A 16,085-nucleotide genomic window follows, 5' to 3' on the forward strand; every position below is an offset into this window, starting at 1 on the left:
ATACTTATTGTTAACCACTGGTCAATAAGGAGGGCAATATGTCGCCACGTAAGCAGTCAACAAAAGATTTGACGAAAGAAATGATTATAAATGAGGCTCATAAGCAATTTATCACGAAGGATTTTCACCAAGTATCGATGCGTAGTATTGCTAAAGAGCTTGGTTGTAGTCATGGGGCAATCTACTATCATTTTAAAAATAAAGCAGAAATATTTTATGCTATATTAGGTGATTATTTTTCTGAACTAAATAATATTTTAGATGAAAATATGAACGGTCCAGAAGATCATAGCACTAAACTACTGAATGTTTTCGTAGGATATATGGCGTTTGGTTTAAATCATCAAAGTCAGTATGAATTAATGTTTATAATGAGGGATAGCGAAATTGATGGGCTTTCGCAAGAGGCAGCGAACCTTAGTTATGAGAAATTTGCACAATCTGTACAGTCCTTATCAAATACTGAACTATCGATTTCAGAAATACATTCCACATTCATTGCTCTGCATGGATTTGTTGCACATTATCGGCATTATGTGAAAAATTATGAGGAAGCCAAAGAAGCAGTGAATGTACATGCAAAATTTCTTATCAAGGCTTTAACGTACAGAGAGTAGCTCTAGTTAAAAATCTAGAGCTTTCATTTAATAGTTATTTGACCAGTGGTTAATTAATAAAGGAGGAATAAAGTTTGCAAACAGCATTAGTTATTGGAGCATCTGGTGGTATGGGATATGCACTAGTAAATGAACTAGTAAGTCGCAATATACAGGTGAAGGCATTTGCTAGAAATAAAGAAAAGTTAGTTGCACTTTTTCAGCATCACGAAAATATAGAAATTATTTCGGGTGATGCATTTAATGAACAGGATTTGATGAGAGCTTCAAAAGATGTGGATATAATTTTCCATGCTATTAGTTTTCCGTATCAGGATTGGGAAAAGCTCCATATGGGTTGTGTAGAAATGCTGATTAGTATAGCCGAAAGGCGAGGAGCGAAGATTGCACTTGTAGATAATATTTATGCATATGGGAGACAATCGAAAAACCCTGTCATAGAGCAAGCTAGAAAGGAACCACAGACGAAAAAAGGGAAAATTCGTTTAACGATGGAAAATAAATTAAAAAACAGTAATGTACCCTCGTTAATTGTACATTTCCCGGATTTATACGGACCAAATGCAGAGAATACAATACTCTATGAAACGTTAAAAAATGTAGCACAAGGTAAAAAAGCTAATTTTGTAGGAAGTATGCAGGTGAAAAGGGAATTCCTTTATACAGTTGATGGCGCAAAGGCTATGGTTGAGCTTGCTTTACGAGACGACACATTTAATCAGAATTGGAACGTACCAGCTGTTCATCCAATTACAGGGGAAGAACTAGTAAAAATTTTACGTGAAATTACAGGCTATAAAAAAAGTATTCGTACAGTTTCTAAAGGCATGATCCAACTAATTGGATTATTTAATACTTCTATGAAAGAAGTAGTTGAAATGTTTTATTTAACAGAAGAACCAGTCATATTAAGTGGGGAAAAATACGAAAAGGAAATAGGCGCTATACCAAGTACTTCATATAGAGTAGGGCTAGAAGAAACAATTGCATGGATGAACGAGAGAGCACTAAAAAGCTTTTAAAAATTAATAAAAAATCCGCATAGACTTCTATAGGTAAAACTTACCTACAGAAAGTATAGCGGATTTTTGTTATTAGTTTTTCTTATAGCTGAAATTTTTGTATGATATTACGAAGCTGCTGTGCCATCTCAGCTAAATTATTTGAAGACGCAGTAATCTCCTCAATACTAGCGGATTGCTCCTCAGAAGCAGCAGCCACATTTTGAATGTTTCCTGATGATTGTACGGCTACTACACCAACTTCCTCAACAGAAATTGCAATGCTGCTAACCCCTTCATTAATATTTGAAATGATGTTATTGACATAATTCATTTCTTGAGTTAGTGAGGTAATATTCGAATATATTTCTTTAAAGGCTTTACCTGATTCGTTAAAGGTAGTTGAGCTTTCTGCAAGGTTATTACTACTAATTTCCATAGATTTTACAGCTTGCATTGACTCTTCCTTAATCGTTTCAATACGTGTTCGAATACTATTCGTTGCTGCTAATGATTGGTCAGCAAGTTTACGTACTTCTTCTGCTACAACTGCGAAACCTTTACCATGCTCACCAGCACGTGCTGCTTCAATTGATGCATTTAAAGCGAGTAAATTTGTTTGATCCGTAATTTCATTAATTAAAGTTACAATGTCGCCAATCTCATTTGAGTAAGTGCTTAAACGTTTTACAACCTCTGAAGTATCTTGAATAGCATTAGATGTGATAGCCATCTTTTCTGTAGCGCTTTGAATAGTCGTATTACCTGTTTCAGAAATAGAAGATGCATTAATTGCTTTAGTAGTGACATCATTCACACTGGATACAACCTCTGACATCTTTGTGGAGATTGACGTAATATGACTTTCTACTTCTTCAATAGATGAAGTTTGTTTTTCTGACCCTGAAGCTACTTCTTGCATTGAAGATGTAATTTGTTGAATAGATGCACTAGTTTGCTCAGAACCTGCCGATAACTCTTCAGACATAGCAGCTACTTGCTCAGCATTTTCAGAAATTTGCTGAATAAGTGAGCGTAAGTCTTCTGTCATATTTCCAATACCTTCTGAAAGCTGTGCAATTTCATTTGAACCCTTTATTTGAAGTGGTTCAACAGCTAAGTCACCTTGTGCTACCTTACCAACATAGTTCGTCATATTTTTAATTGGTTTGATAATGCCTTTACTAATGAAATACGCCACAATAACACCGAAAATCAAAAACATCACGGTCATAGTGATACAAGTCCAAAGAGTCTTAGTTTGAAGTTTAGAAATGAAGGAAGCGTCCATATCTAAACCAAAAAGAATATCAGTACCTTTAAATGGTATAAAAATAGATTTATGAATACCGTACTCATCTTTATAAATATCACTAGATTGAACGGTTCCAGTTTTTAGTGCTTCTTTCATATCATTACTAAAAGTATAGGCCTCTTGATAATCATCTTTTTTACTTAATGCCACAATATGTTCTTTGCCATTTGCACGTGAAAGAACGTAAGCATTTTGAATATCGAACTCTTTTATTGTTTCATTTAATGCACTTAATAATTCTTCATATTTATCCTTATCGCCGTTATCAGCAGCTTTGATGTCATTTTCGTCTAGATCATCAAAAATTGTTTGAGATATAACATCTAATGATGTCTCAAATTGTGTAATAACGAAATTATTGATAATTTGATAAGATAAAATAAATAATACGCCACTAAATATTACCGAAATAATAGCAATTGGAATAGTAAAACTAGCAATATATTTATAGAGTAAAGAGCTTTTAAATTTGTTGACTATACTCAACTTTAACATCCTCCAATACTTTTACCTTTTGTTGTAAGAATTGAATCATATCACTAATATGTTCTGTCTCTGTATAAGGAGAAATTGAAAAGAATTTTGCAGCAGCGACTGGAATTTGTTGTTTTGTATCGCTAGTGTTGACAGTGCAAACACGTGTTGTATCACCGAAAAATACTTCGTCGCGACCTTCTCCTATAATTTCAAATAATGAAGCGTTAAGGCCATTAATATATTCAATCTGATCTTGTGTATAGCTACCTGACTGTTCAGATTTCCAATTAAAGCCTTCAGGATACAAACGAAAGGCTGTGACTGGTCCAATATTAGACTCATTGACTACTTGTAACATTGGAGTTTTCTCTGCTAACTGCGTACGGAACGCTAAGTTTACACGCACATAATTAGCTAATATTTGTTGGTAGCCTTCTTTACCAAACGCCTGTAACGCAGCATAAATAGCAATTGAACTACCCATACGAGAGCACTCTAATGTATAGCCTGTATGATAAGAACCATAGCCTCGATTGCCAACATATGGTGTGTCGAAGTCTTCAATATCTAATAATTGTAGATGTTTTCCTTCTTTTATTAAGAATAAACTTGTTAAATATGGTGTTTGACCAAGCTTTTGGAAGTCGAAGCAAAGGCTATCTGCAATAGGTAGGTATTGCATACGTTCTTTAATTTGTTCTAGTGCTTGTAAAACATTAGCCTCTAATTGAAGTGGATTTGCCTTAAAATCATAATCGTTGAAGAATGCGTAAAAACCACCTAAAGCTGAATCAGCGTGAATATGTATAGGCTTTAAGGAATGTTTTTGTTCAAGGTCAGTTGTAACTTTTTTGATTGCTTGTACATCATCAATGGCAAATTGATCAGTTGCGCCTGTTGTAGCAACTACATACACTGGAATACCACCATTTTCGATAACCTCAGTCATACGCATACGTAAGTCTTCGATATCCATTGAATGGTCTTTTCCAGCTTTAATACGAATTAAATGCTTGCTACCGATGCCGACTGCTTCAATTGATTTTAATAAGCTGTAATGAGCATTTTCTGAAGCGAAGCAATATAAATTATTTGGTACACCATCTTCTTTTGCATTTGGGAATTGTTTAGCAATCGCAAGACGAAGCCCACTGAAGACTGCCCCTTGTCCACCCCAAGTTGTGTAACCAAAGCTTTGAGTATAGTCGTAGCCAACTAACTTCGACATCATTGCAACTACCTTTACCTCACATTCTGCGGCAGCAGGTCCGTATACATCCCATAGATTGTTACCGTTAAGCAGAGCATTAGTAAATTGGCCTAATATGCCTGGAATGCTAGCCATTGGCAAAACGTTTGTTACAAAGTTGCGTGTATGGTAAGGATGTCCTTGCATTAATTGTGTTAGATCATTCACAACCTGATCAAGTCCGACACCTGTAGTTGGTACTTGATTTTCTTGCATTAACTCTTTATAGAAATTATCAGAGCGCTCTTTCATTGGTCCTAGAGTTGTTGTTTTTGGATTTTTCAACTCATCTAATGATGAAACAATTTTCTCCAATAAGGATAAAAAATTCTCTCTTTGTTCGATATTTCCATCTTCACTTTGGAATAATTGTTGGATTTTTTTCATTTTCATCATCCTTTTTAGTTCATTTTTCCTCTATTTTGCATTTAGTAAAAATAGGTCGTTTTACTAAAATTATAATAACATATTATAACAAAAAATGAATTTATATTTTATAGGATAATTAATTTCAGTCATTTCTAAATAATCTGATTAGAACGAAATGGAAATATGAGGGATATGAGTCTTGTTTGTAAATGTTGAATTTAAAGGGTTTTTATTACTTTTTTTAAATAAGGTGTTGCAAAGCTAATGATGGGGAAGTGCTATGAAGAGATAAGTCTTTTTATTATAAATACCATGTCTAAAATAATTTTAAATTCTTTAAGTACAGTGAATATTTATGACTATTAAGGAGAGAAATATATAAATATTAATCCACTATAAGATAATATTTAATATTGACTGTTAAGTAATAAGAATAGGCTCCCAGTCCTATGTAATCGAATCTCGATTTATTTTTACTTAAATAATAAGGTAAACCAATTTGTTTTTGGCAAATTGCGGTCGGACGGGTGGAGTTTCTGTATAGCTAATATTTCTAATAGCATATCGGTTATTTTGATTTCTTTTTTTGAAAAAGAAGTGCCATGAAACACCATTCACTTATGTAAATAAGAATGATTTCCAATTTGGTGATCTGTTTGACAATTTTTTGTAGCACCCTACGATACCGATAATTTTTTCAAAGATAAACCATACTAATAGGGAGGTGAAAAAAATGTATAAATTGCTATCGCATAATGATTTAGATGGTATAGGTTGCGGGATATTAGCCAAGCTAGCTTTTCAAGAACAGGTGAAGGTAAAGTACAATTCAATCTCGTCGCTAGATCGCGAAATTGAGTATTTTTTAGAAAATAACGAACGAGACACATTTTTATTTATTACCGACTTATCTCCAAACGAAGAAAATGAAAAGAGATTAAATGATTATTATATAGCAACTGGCAATGTTCAACTGCTTGATCATCATAAAACGGCTTTTTATTTGAACGAATATGAATGGGGTAAAGTATTAACAGAAGATGAAAATGGCTATTTAACATCAGCAACGTCTTTGTTTTATCAGTATCTTGTGACGCATGGATTTTTAGAACAAACGAATGCCGTCACAGAATTTGTAGAGTTAGTGAGACAGTACGATACGTGGGAATGGGAAAAGAATGATAATCAACAAGCACGTCGACTAAATGCTCTATTTTTTTTAGTATCAATCGAGGAATTTGAAGAAAAAATGCTTGAACGTTTAAAAACAAGCGAACATTTTTACTTTGATGAATTTGAAAAGAAAATTTTGACTATGGAAGAAGAGAAAATAGAACGGTATATCCGCCGGAAAAAAAGGGAGCTAGTGCAAACAGCGATAGGGGAATACTTTACAGGTGTGGTTTATGCAGAATCTTATCATTCAGAGCTTGGTAATGAATTAGGAAAAGAAAATGTTCACCTTGATCTTATAGCTATATTAAATATGGGTGGCAAAAGAATTTCCTTCCGTACGATTCATGATCACATAGATGTATCGGCAATTGCAGCAGAATTCGGAGGGGGAGGGCATCAAAAAGCAGCTGGTTGCTCTTTAACAGATGAAGCGTATGAGCAGTATGTGGTTCAAACATTTCATATAGACCCATTACCAGAGGATGCGAAACGAAATCGCTATAATTTAAGGTTTTCTTCTTTTGGGACAATGTATAAAAACCTTAAGGGAGAAATTTTCCTCCTATATTCAAAAAGTGATTTTGATTGGGTAATTGAAAAAAATAAACTTCCATTAGATCAAATCTTTACAAGTTTTTATGAAGCGGAATGGTTTTTAAAAAGAAATTATCAAGCATGGTTAGTTAAAGATGAGTTATTTGTAGACTATTTAATGGAAGAGGCCAAAAAGGTTCGTCATCGAGAGTAAGGGGATATGATTATCTCTCAGAGTGTAGAGAAACTAAACAGTCTGGGGGATTTTGTGAATGTTGTGGTGTTATAAATAAAGGGTAAATTCAGTTTCAGATTTACTAAGGGCATATGTCGAGCCGCTTTCTTCACTACCATAGTTGTTGCTGTTACGCTTTCGCTCAAAAAAACAACCTGCTACCCCGACGCCCACAGGAAAGCGCACTTTCAGAACAGAAACCCTCTCATTTTGCAGAAGAGCCATAAAATAAAGGAATATTAATTATTCCTTTAGATACATAGTGAAATCAGCCAAACCTTGACATCGTTAGAGGTTATATAATGTTCAACTAAAAACTACAATAAATAAAAAGCATTTGTCTAGATATATTTTCTTAAAATGAGGTGTACATGATGTCCAATGATATGCTTTTTGACGAGAGTCAACCTAAGGAAAATCGATGGCAGAAAACATGGTTTATTGTAGTATTGCTTTTATTGATAGTTACTTGTGTAATTGTTTATTATTTTTTATTAAAGGAGGATTTGAATTTTGAAGACTACAAAACAGTTGTCGATATAACTACTGAAAATGGGCTTGGACGTTTAACGTTAAATGAAATAATAATTGACGATAATCAAATACTATTGAATGCTACCTTTAAGCCAGTAAAAGACTTGAATTTCGACCACCAAGTCTTTTTCTTTCCACAGGTTTTTGTGAATGGAAAAGAATTCACGGTTAGAAATGGAGGACAGACAATCCAGCAATCTGATAAATCCTATACAATCTATAGTAGTGTGAAATTAAGTGAACTTCCAGAGGATAAAATATTAAACTTAGATATTCGTTATAACGACTGGAACGGGGAAAAAAAGATTGACGAGCCGTGGGAGTTTCAAGTTGAGGCTTCACAAGAGCGCCTACAAGAAGATAAAAAGGTCTTCCCAGTTGAGAAAAAAGTAAGTCTGTTAGATGGGCAAGAAATAACAATAGAGAAGGTTGTTTCTACACCGATATCAACAACGATATACTTTCGTTCCGAGAATAGTTTATTAAATAAAGCATTACATTTTAAAATCCAATCAGCAACAGGGGAATCTTGGCCATTTACAGTAGCATATCCCTTAAATGAAGAGTATACGAAGTGGGGTGTCCGCATCGATGCATTATATTTAACGGGGAAGAGCTATGAACTAATTCCGATAGCTGCAAATGGAAGTGAGCTTGGTTCTGCTATCAAAATTGGAGATTAAGAACGAAACCTGTTACAGTAGCTTTTTTAAACTTTACAATATCTTAAACCAAAAGGATCATTGCTCCTTGTACTATGAATATAGATGACATGGAAAGTAGTTGAAGATATTGCGAAGGTTATGGGGAATTTTTTTAGTTTCGCTTAAATTAGGTTGTACATCCTTTGGAGGTCCCACTGCACATTTAGGGTATTTTCAAAATGAATATGTTCAGAAGCGTAAATGGTTATCTGATAATGACTTCAGTCAGCTTGTTGCACTCAGTCAATTTTTACCTGGTCCAGCATCGAGCCAGGTAGGGATGGGTATTGGCTTATTAAGAGGTGGTCTATTCGGGAGTATTGTGTCGTTTCTTGGTTTTACATTCCCATCTGTTTTGCTGCTAATGGCATTTGCGTATTTTTCAGCACATACAGGGATTGATATGGGTTGGATTCATGGCTTGAAACTAGTGGCTGTTGCGATTGTTGCACAAGCAATTTTTGAAATGTCGAAAAAATTAATTCCTAGTATTCGCCATTTTTTAATCGCTTTGTTGGCACTTGTAGTAGTGCTTTTATGGGTTCATCCACTTGCCCAAGTAACTACTATTATTGTTGCTTCTTTTATAGGCTATTATTTTTTAAAGAAAATTAATCAAAGAGATGACCCGAAAGAAACAGTTGTACCTATTTCAAAAAAGACGGGTATATGTTTTTTAACGCTGTTTATGATACTTCTTGTTGGCTTACCAATTGTTAGCTCGCTAATTCAAAATGAGTGGTTTTCGATCGTTGAAAAGTTTTATCTATCAGGCGCTTTAGTGTTTGGTGGAGGTCATGTCGTATTGCCTTTATTAGAGGCACAGTTTGTCCAAAGTGGATTAATGAGTTCTTCAGAATTTTTAGCAGGTTACGGAATGACGCAGGCAGTCCCTGGTCCATTATTTACGTTTGCTTCCTACATAGGTATGGTCATTGCTGGAGTACCTGGAGCCATTATCGCTACGATAGCCATTTTTTTACCGGCATTTTTGCTAGTAGTAGGGGCAATGCCTTTTTGGCTAGCTCTTAATCGATTCGCTGGATTAAGAGGGGCGATGGCTGGTGCAAATGCAGCAGTTGTAGGAATATTAGCTGCAGCTTTTATTCATCCGATTGTTACACAGACAATTCAAAATGGTCTAGACATAGTAATTGGGGCAGTTTTTTTATGGTGCTTGATACGTTGGAAAGTTCAACCTTATTTGCTTGTACTAATTGGCGTTTGTGTAGGAATTGTATGTTATTAAGGACAAATAAAAAATCAAAACCATTATTGCTTTGGTTTTGATTTTTTTTGTGAAATGAATTGAATACTTAGATAAACTCTTCTTTTTGAATGGCTAGTTTCTTCATATGATACTGCAGAGATTGGCGAGAAATATTTAATTGTTTAGCAGCGGCTGAAATATTTCCTCCACACAGCATTAAAACCTTGTATATGAAGTAGGAGGAGGCTAGAGCCCGCCCAGTAACTTTGCTTTCGTCGAAGGGCAAAAGATGATCCCTGCTGAAATAGCGTGAGAACTGTGACTACACAAGAGCAAAGTATGAGCGGCGAGGAGTCCAGGGCCACACCCACGGAAAGTATCCTCTTAGAGTGGAATGTGCTAGTACATAATTTATGGAATATTGCTAATACTATATTGTTTTGATTTAGTTATTTTACTAGTTGGATTCATGGCGTTCCCTGCCTTGATTGTTTATAATGAGGAAATGGAAAAAGACTAACGAGAAAGAAGGGATAGCTATGGCACGAGGTGTTTACATTCATATTCCTTTTTGTCATCAAATTTGCAACTATTGCGATTTCAATAAATTTTATTTTAAAAACCAACCAGTGGATGAATATATAGAAATGCTTGGCAAGGAGATGGAGCTTGCTACAAAAAAATATCCCGGAAGTTTTAAGCAAATCGAAACGATATTTCTTGGTGGTGGTACACCAACAGCATTATCTCCTCAACAATTAGCAAGACTTCTTGAGCTTATTCGTACGTATATTCCAATGGACAGTGTGACAGAATTTACATCAGAGGCAAATCCGGACGAGCTATCAGAAGCAAAATTACATGCATTATTTGATGGTGGTGTAAATCGCTTAAGTATGGGTGTTCAATCCTTTGATCAAGAGCTGTTAAAGAAAATTGGTCGTACTCATAGCAACAAACATGTTTATGAAACAGTTACTTTGGCGAAAAAGGTAGGCTTCAGAAATATTAGTTTGGATTTAATGTACGGTTTGCCGGGTCAGACGATGGCACAATGGAAGGACACCTTAGAAAAAGCGTTCGCTCTTGATATACCACATTATTCTGCATATTCACTAATAGTGGAGCCAAAAACTATTTTTTACAATCAATACACAAAAGGTAAGCTCCATTTACCAACTGAAGATCTTGAAGCGGATATGTATGATGTGCTAATGAACCAGATGGAGGCGCATGGACTTCAACAATACGAAATTAGCAACTTTGCTCAATCTGGCTTCAGTTCTAATCATAATAAAATATACTGGGAAAACGATGAATATGCAGGCTTTGGTGCTGGTGCTCATGGGTATTTAGCTGGTGTGCGTTATTCAAATCATGGCCCATTGAAAAAGTATATGGATTCAGTAAATGCAGGGGAACTACCAATTGTATATGAACATATTGTAACTGAGAATGAAAAACGCGAAGAGCAAATGTTTTTAGGTTTGCGTAAAACAGAAGGAATTACACACATTATATATGAAGAAAAATTTAAAGACTCAATGCATAGGGATTATCCACATGTCATAGAAAAGTTAGTATCAGAAGGTCTTTTGGAACATGATCCTATAGGAATTCGTCTTACGCGAAAAGGTCGCTTTGTAGGTAATGAAGTATTTCAACAATTTTTACTAGAAGATTGAGCGATATCGTTGACATAAAATGTAGGATTTGATAACTTAATAATAGTATTAGCACTCCTCTTAGTTGAGTGCTAACAGAGGTGATGATCATGCTAACAAATCGGCAATTACAAATATTGCAAGCTATTGTAGACGACTTTATTATGTTTGCACAGCCGGTAGGTTCTCGCCAAATCTCCAAAAAGCAAGAGATTACATTTAGTCCAGCTACAATTCGAAATGAAATGGCAGATTTAGAGGAATTAGGCTTCTTAGAAAAAACGCACACTTCCTCTGGTCGAGTGCCCTCGGAAAAGGGTTATAGATTTTATGTAGATCATTTGTTGAACCCACAAGGCATTAATTCGCAGGATATTCGACAAATCCAATCAATTTTTAACGATCGCTTAGTAGAAGTAGAGCATATTATCCGAAAGTCAGCCAATATTTTATCAGAGCTGACATCGTATACATCGATTCTTTTAGGACCAGATGTCCAAAGACATCGAGTAAAACGATTTTCAATTGTGCCACTCTCGAGTGATTCAGCTGTAGCGATAATCGTAACCAATAACGGGCATGTTGAAAATCGCATGTTTAGTCTACCTCCTAATTTTACCGCTTCTGATTTAGAGAAAATGGTTAATATCTTAAATGAGCGTCTAGTTGGTGTGTCATTAGAGGATATTCATAAAAAACTCGAAGCTGAAGTGCTAACAGTATTACAACAGCATGTTCGATCAGCGGATGATTTTATTCACGCTCTCGTGACAGCAACGATGCATAATTCAGAAAGTAAAATTTTCTATGGTGGTAAAACAAATATGTTCAACCAACCGGAATTCCATGATTTAAATAAAGTCCGTATGATTTTGGACTTAATGGAAACGACTAGCCAAGTGCAGTCGCTCTTTCATCCTAATGAATCGGGCATTCAAATTCGTATTGGTTCGGAAAATAAACAACTAGAAATGGAAAACTGTAGTGTCATTACGACCACTTATTCTATTGGTGAAGATCAACAAGGAGCTATAGCAATTATTGGTCCTACACGAATGGATTATAAGCGTGTTGTTGCTTTACTAGACGTAATGCGCATGGATTTAACACAAGCCTTTACGAAGAATCGTAGTGATTGATAATGAGGAGGATTCAAGTGACGGAAACAACTGAAAACAAAGACCTTGTACAAGAAGAAAAGGACGTACAAGCTGAAAATGTAGTAGAAGAAACAGAAGTAGTAGAAGAACAAAAGACTGAATTAACAATCGAAGAACAGTACGAAGCAAAGTTAGCTGAGTTACAAGCTAAGTTAGACGACGAGGAAAGTCGTCATCTACGCTTACGCGCTGACTTCGATAATATGCGCCGTCGCAATCAACTTGATCGTGAGGCTGCTGAAAAGTTTCGCTCTCAGAGCTTGCTGTCTGATTTACTGCCAGTAATCGATAATTTTGAGCGTGCCTTACAAGTTGAAGCGTCTTCAGAAGAAACTGCTTCTATCGTAAAAGGTATTGAAATGGTGTACCGTTCACTGATAGAAGCTACTGAGAAGGAAGGCTTACAGGTTATTAAAGCTGAAGGTGAGCAATTTGATCCGAATGTTCACCAAGCTGTCATGCAAGAGCAAGATAGTGAAAAAGAGACGGGTGTTGTCTTACGCGAGCTTCAAAAAGGCTATATGTTAAAGGATCGCGTATTGCGCCCAACAATGGTATCTGTGAACGAATAGACTTAGTACTATTTAGTTAATTACATTAGTTAGAAACGCATTATTTGCGTTTAAATAATAGGAGGAAATATTTATGAGCAAAATTATCGGTATTGACTTAGGAACAACAAACTCTTGTGTCTCTGTACTTGAAGGTGGAGAACCAAAAGTAATTCCAAATCCAGAAGGAAACCGTACAACACCATCTGTTGTTGCGTTTAAAAATGGCGAACGTCAAGTTGGTGAAGTAGCAAAACGTCAATCAGTAACAAACCCTAACACAATTATTTCTATTAAATCTAAAATGGGTACATCTGAAAAAGTTAAAGTAGAAGATAAAGAATATACTCCACAAGAAGTTTCTGCAATGATTCTTCAATACTTAAAAGGTTATGCTGAAGACTACTTAGGTGAAAAAGTAACAAAAGCAGTTATTACTGTACCTGCTTACTTCAACGACGCTCAACGTCAAGCTACTAAAGATGCTGGTAAAATCGCAGGATTAGAAGTAGAGCGTATTATCAACGAACCAACAGCAGCTGCACTTGCTTATGGTTTAGATAAACAAGATACAGATCAAAAAGTATTAGTATTTGACCTTGGTGGCGGTACATTTGACGTATCAATTCTTGAATTAGGTGACGGTGTATTTGAAGTATTAGCAACAGCTGGTGATAACAAACTAGGTGGGGACGATTTCGATGACGCTATCATCGAGTACCTTGTAGCAGAATTCAAAAAAGAAAACGGCATTGACCTTTCTAAAGACAAAATGGCTATGCAACGTCTAAAAGATGCAGCTGAAAAAGCGAAAAAAGACTTATCAGGTGTAACATCTACTCAAATTTCTTTACCATTCATCACTGCTGGTGAAGCGGGTCCATTACACTTAGAAATTTCTTTAACTCGTGCAAAATTTGACGAAATTACATTACCATTAGTAAATCGTACAGTAGGTCCAGTACGTCAAGCATTATCTGATGCAGGTCTTTCAACTTCTGAAATTGACCAAGTAATCTTAGTTGGTGGTTCTACTCGAATTCCAGCTGTACAAGAAGCTGTACGTAAAGAAACTAATAAAGAGCCACACCGCGGTGTAAACCCTGACGAAGTTGTAGCGATGGGTGCTGCTGTTCAAGGTGGCGTATTAACTGGTGATGTAAAAGACGTAGTTTTACTTGACGTAACTCCACTTTCTTTAGGTATCGAAACTATGGGTGGCGTATTCACAAAATTAATTGACCGTAACACTACGATCCCAACATCTAAATCACAAGTGTTCTCAACTGCAGCTGACAACCAACCAGCAGTAGATATTCACGTACTACAAGGTGAACGTTCAATGGCAGCAGACAACAAAACATTAGGCCGCTTCCAATTATCGGATATCCCACCAGCACCACGTGGTGTACCACAAATCGAAGTAACATTCGATATTGATAAAAATGGTATCGTATCTGTTAAAGCAAAAGACCTTGGTACAAACAAAGAACAAACAATTGTTATCCAATCTGATTCAGGTTTATCTGAGGAAGAAATTGAACGTATGGTAAAAGATGCTGAGGCAAATGCTGAGGCTGATACTAAACGTAAAGAGGAAGCAGATCTTCGCAACGAAGCTGACCAATTAGTGTTCCAAGTTGATAAAACAATTGCTGACTTAGGCGAACAAATTACAGAAGACGAGAAAAAATCTGTAGAAGATGCTCGTGATGAACTGAAAAAAGCTCTTGAAGCTGGCGAATTAGAAGGCATTAAATCTGCTAAAGAAAAACTAGAAGGCGTATTACAGCCATTAGTTATGAAAGTATATGAACAAGCTGCAGCAGCTGCTCAAGCAGCTCAAGGTGGCGATGCAGGTGCAGATGCTGGCGCTGGTAAAAAAGACGATATCGTTGACGCTGACTTTGAAGAAGTAAAAGACGATAAATAATAGTAAGTAACACAGTTAAGTGAAGAAGCCAAAGACCGCTTGCGGCTTTGGCTTTTCTCTGTATTATTAGGTATAACCAACACAAATTTAATCGTTTAGTTGCATAGGTTAACTGCGTGAAAAGTGAAAAAACATATATGCAACATTTTTAATGAATATTTAATATTAAAATAGAGGCAGTTTTTTTAACTGCGTGATACAATAGATTTTATGCAAAAAGAGCGGAGTGTGAATCATGGATAAACGCGATTACTACGAGGTGCTTGGTTTAACAAAATCGGCTTCTAAAGATGAAATTAAAAAAGCATACCGTAAATTATCAAAGCAATACCATCCTGACCTTAATAAAGAGCCGGGTGCAGATGAAAAATTCAAAGAAATCGCTGAAGCTTATGAAGTATTAAGTGATGATCAGAAAAAAGCACGCTATGATCAATTTGGCCATGAGGATCCAAATGCAGGCTTTGGTGGTGGCTTCGGAGGCGGCGGCTTTGGCGGCTTCGAGGATATTTTCAGCTCATTCTTTGGTGGTGGCGGTCGCCGTCAGGACCCGAATGCACCGCGTAAAGGTGATGACCTTCAATATCGTATGAATATTACATTTGAGGAAGCGATCTTCGGGAAAGAAACAGAAATCGAAATTCCTAAAGATGAATTATGCGATACTTGTCACGGTTCAGGTGCAAAACCAGGTACTAATCCTGAAACATGTTCAACATGTCAAGGTGCAGGTCAAGTAAATCAAGCTGTAGATACACCTTTCGGCCGTATGATGAATCGTCGTACTTGTTCTACATGTCATGGTACAGGTAAAATCATTAAAGAAAAATGTTCAACTTGTCGTGGCGAAGGAAACGTTCAAAAACGTAAGAAGATCAAAGTTAACATTCCAGCAGGCGTAGATGATGGTCAGCAAATTCGTGTGTCTGGTCAAGGTGAGCCAGGTATAAATGGAGGACCAGCGGGGGATTTATATATTATGTTCCGCGTTCAAGGACACAAAGAGTTTGAACGTGATGGCGACGATATTTATTTCGAACTTAAATTGACATTCCCTCAAGCAGCTCTTGGTGATGAAATCGAAGTACCGACTGTTCATGGGAAAGTAAAACTACGTATACCAGCGGGAACACAGTCAGGTGCGCAATTCCGTCTAAAAGACAAAGGTGTCAAAAATGTACATGGCTATGGCACAGGGAATCAATATGTAACAGTAAAAGTTGTAACGCCAGAAAAATTAACAGAAAAACAAAAACAATTACTACGTGAATTTGCAGAAATCAGTGGTGATATTCCTGAAGAGCAAGGAAGCTCACTATTCGATAAAATTAAGAAAAAATTCCAAGGTGAATAATT

Annotated in this window: 13 protein-coding genes; 10 read left to right on the plus strand and 3 right to left on the minus strand. The window is 36.1% G+C overall.

Features of this window, described 5'->3' with window-relative positions; all coding sequences use genetic code 11:
• Positions 1–38 precede the first annotated feature (38 nt).
• A complete protein-coding gene (locus JNUCC51_RS19360; RefSeq protein WP_337989340.1) occupies positions 39–617 on the plus strand; it encodes a TetR/AcrR family transcriptional regulator in 579 nt (192 codons plus the stop codon).
• Positions 618–691: 74 nt separating this feature from the next.
• The gene (locus JNUCC51_RS19365) at positions 692–1,639 is read left to right on the plus strand and encodes an SDR family NAD(P)-dependent oxidoreductase (protein ID WP_337989341.1); all 948 of its coding nucleotides are present in this window, start codon (positions 692–694) and stop codon (positions 1,637–1,639) included.
• A gap of 82 nt (positions 1,640–1,721) precedes the next feature.
• Here JNUCC51_RS19365 and JNUCC51_RS19370 read toward each other — a convergent pair whose 3' ends face one another.
• Positions 1,722–3,419 (minus strand): methyl-accepting chemotaxis protein, encoded by a 1,698-nt coding sequence (locus JNUCC51_RS19370; protein WP_337989342.1) that lies wholly within the window; start codon positions 3,417–3,419, stop codon positions 1,722–1,724.
• Complete coding sequence (locus tag JNUCC51_RS19375) at positions 3,397–5,046, minus strand: pyridoxal phosphate-dependent decarboxylase family protein (protein WP_337989343.1); 1,650 nt, start codon at positions 5,044–5,046, stop codon at positions 3,397–3,399. The genes JNUCC51_RS19370 and JNUCC51_RS19375 overlap by 23 nt, the downstream gene beginning before the upstream one ends.
• A gap of 715 nt (positions 5,047–5,761) precedes the next feature.
• Here JNUCC51_RS19375 and JNUCC51_RS19380 point away from each other — a divergent pair.
• From JNUCC51_RS19380 to chrA, 3 genes are all read left to right on the plus strand, one after another.
• Positions 5,762–6,952, plus strand: a complete 1,191-nt coding sequence (locus tag JNUCC51_RS19380; RefSeq protein WP_337989344.1) for a DHH family phosphoesterase — start codon at positions 5,762–5,764, stop codon at positions 6,950–6,952.
• 395 nt (positions 6,953–7,347) lie between these two features.
• Entirely contained in the window at positions 7,348–8,190 is an 843-nt protein-coding gene (locus JNUCC51_RS19385) for a DUF4179 domain-containing protein (protein ID WP_337989345.1), read from the plus strand.
• A gap of 109 nt (positions 8,191–8,299) precedes the next feature.
• Positions 8,300–9,460 (plus strand): chromate efflux transporter, encoded by a 1,161-nt coding sequence (gene chrA, locus JNUCC51_RS19390; RefSeq protein WP_337989346.1) that lies wholly within the window; start codon positions 8,300–8,302, stop codon positions 9,458–9,460.
• Between the two features lie 67 nt (positions 9,461–9,527).
• On the opposite strand, the gene JNUCC51_RS24850 is transcribed toward chrA, so the two are convergent.
• Complete coding sequence (locus JNUCC51_RS24850) at positions 9,528–9,638, minus strand: helix-turn-helix domain-containing protein (RefSeq protein ID WP_443137011.1); 111 nt, start codon at positions 9,636–9,638, stop codon at positions 9,528–9,530.
• A 322-nt stretch (positions 9,639–9,960) separates the two neighbouring features.
• Between JNUCC51_RS24850 and hemW the strand changes: the two genes are divergently transcribed.
• From hemW to dnaJ, 5 genes are all read left to right on the plus strand, one after another.
• The gene (gene hemW, locus JNUCC51_RS19395) at positions 9,961–11,106 is read left to right on the plus strand and encodes a radical SAM family heme chaperone HemW (protein ID WP_337989347.1); all 1,146 of its coding nucleotides are present in this window, start codon (positions 9,961–9,963) and stop codon (positions 11,104–11,106) included.
• Positions 11,107–11,195: 89 nt separating this feature from the next.
• Positions 11,196–12,224 carry a heat-inducible transcriptional repressor HrcA gene (gene hrcA / locus JNUCC51_RS19400; protein WP_337989348.1) on the plus strand — a complete coding sequence of 343 codons (1,029 nt, stop codon included), beginning with the start codon at positions 11,196–11,198 and terminating at the stop codon, positions 12,222–12,224.
• 17 nt (positions 12,225–12,241) lie between these two features.
• Positions 12,242–12,817, plus strand: a complete 576-nt coding sequence (grpE, locus tag JNUCC51_RS19405; RefSeq protein WP_337989349.1) for a nucleotide exchange factor GrpE — start codon at positions 12,242–12,244, stop codon at positions 12,815–12,817.
• Positions 12,818–12,890: 73 nt separating this feature from the next.
• A complete protein-coding gene (gene dnaK, locus JNUCC51_RS19410; protein WP_337989350.1) occupies positions 12,891–14,729 on the plus strand; it encodes a molecular chaperone DnaK in 1,839 nt (612 codons plus the stop codon).
• A gap of 235 nt (positions 14,730–14,964) precedes the next feature.
• A complete protein-coding gene (gene dnaJ, locus JNUCC51_RS19415; protein ID WP_337989351.1) occupies positions 14,965–16,083 on the plus strand; it encodes a molecular chaperone DnaJ in 1,119 nt (372 codons plus the stop codon).
• Positions 16,084–16,085 lie beyond the last annotated feature (2 nt).

The organism is Lysinibacillus sp. JNUCC 51 (assembly GCF_015999525.1).
Classification (GTDB): Bacteria; Bacillota; Bacilli; order Bacillales_A; family Planococcaceae; genus Lysinibacillus; species Lysinibacillus xylanilyticus.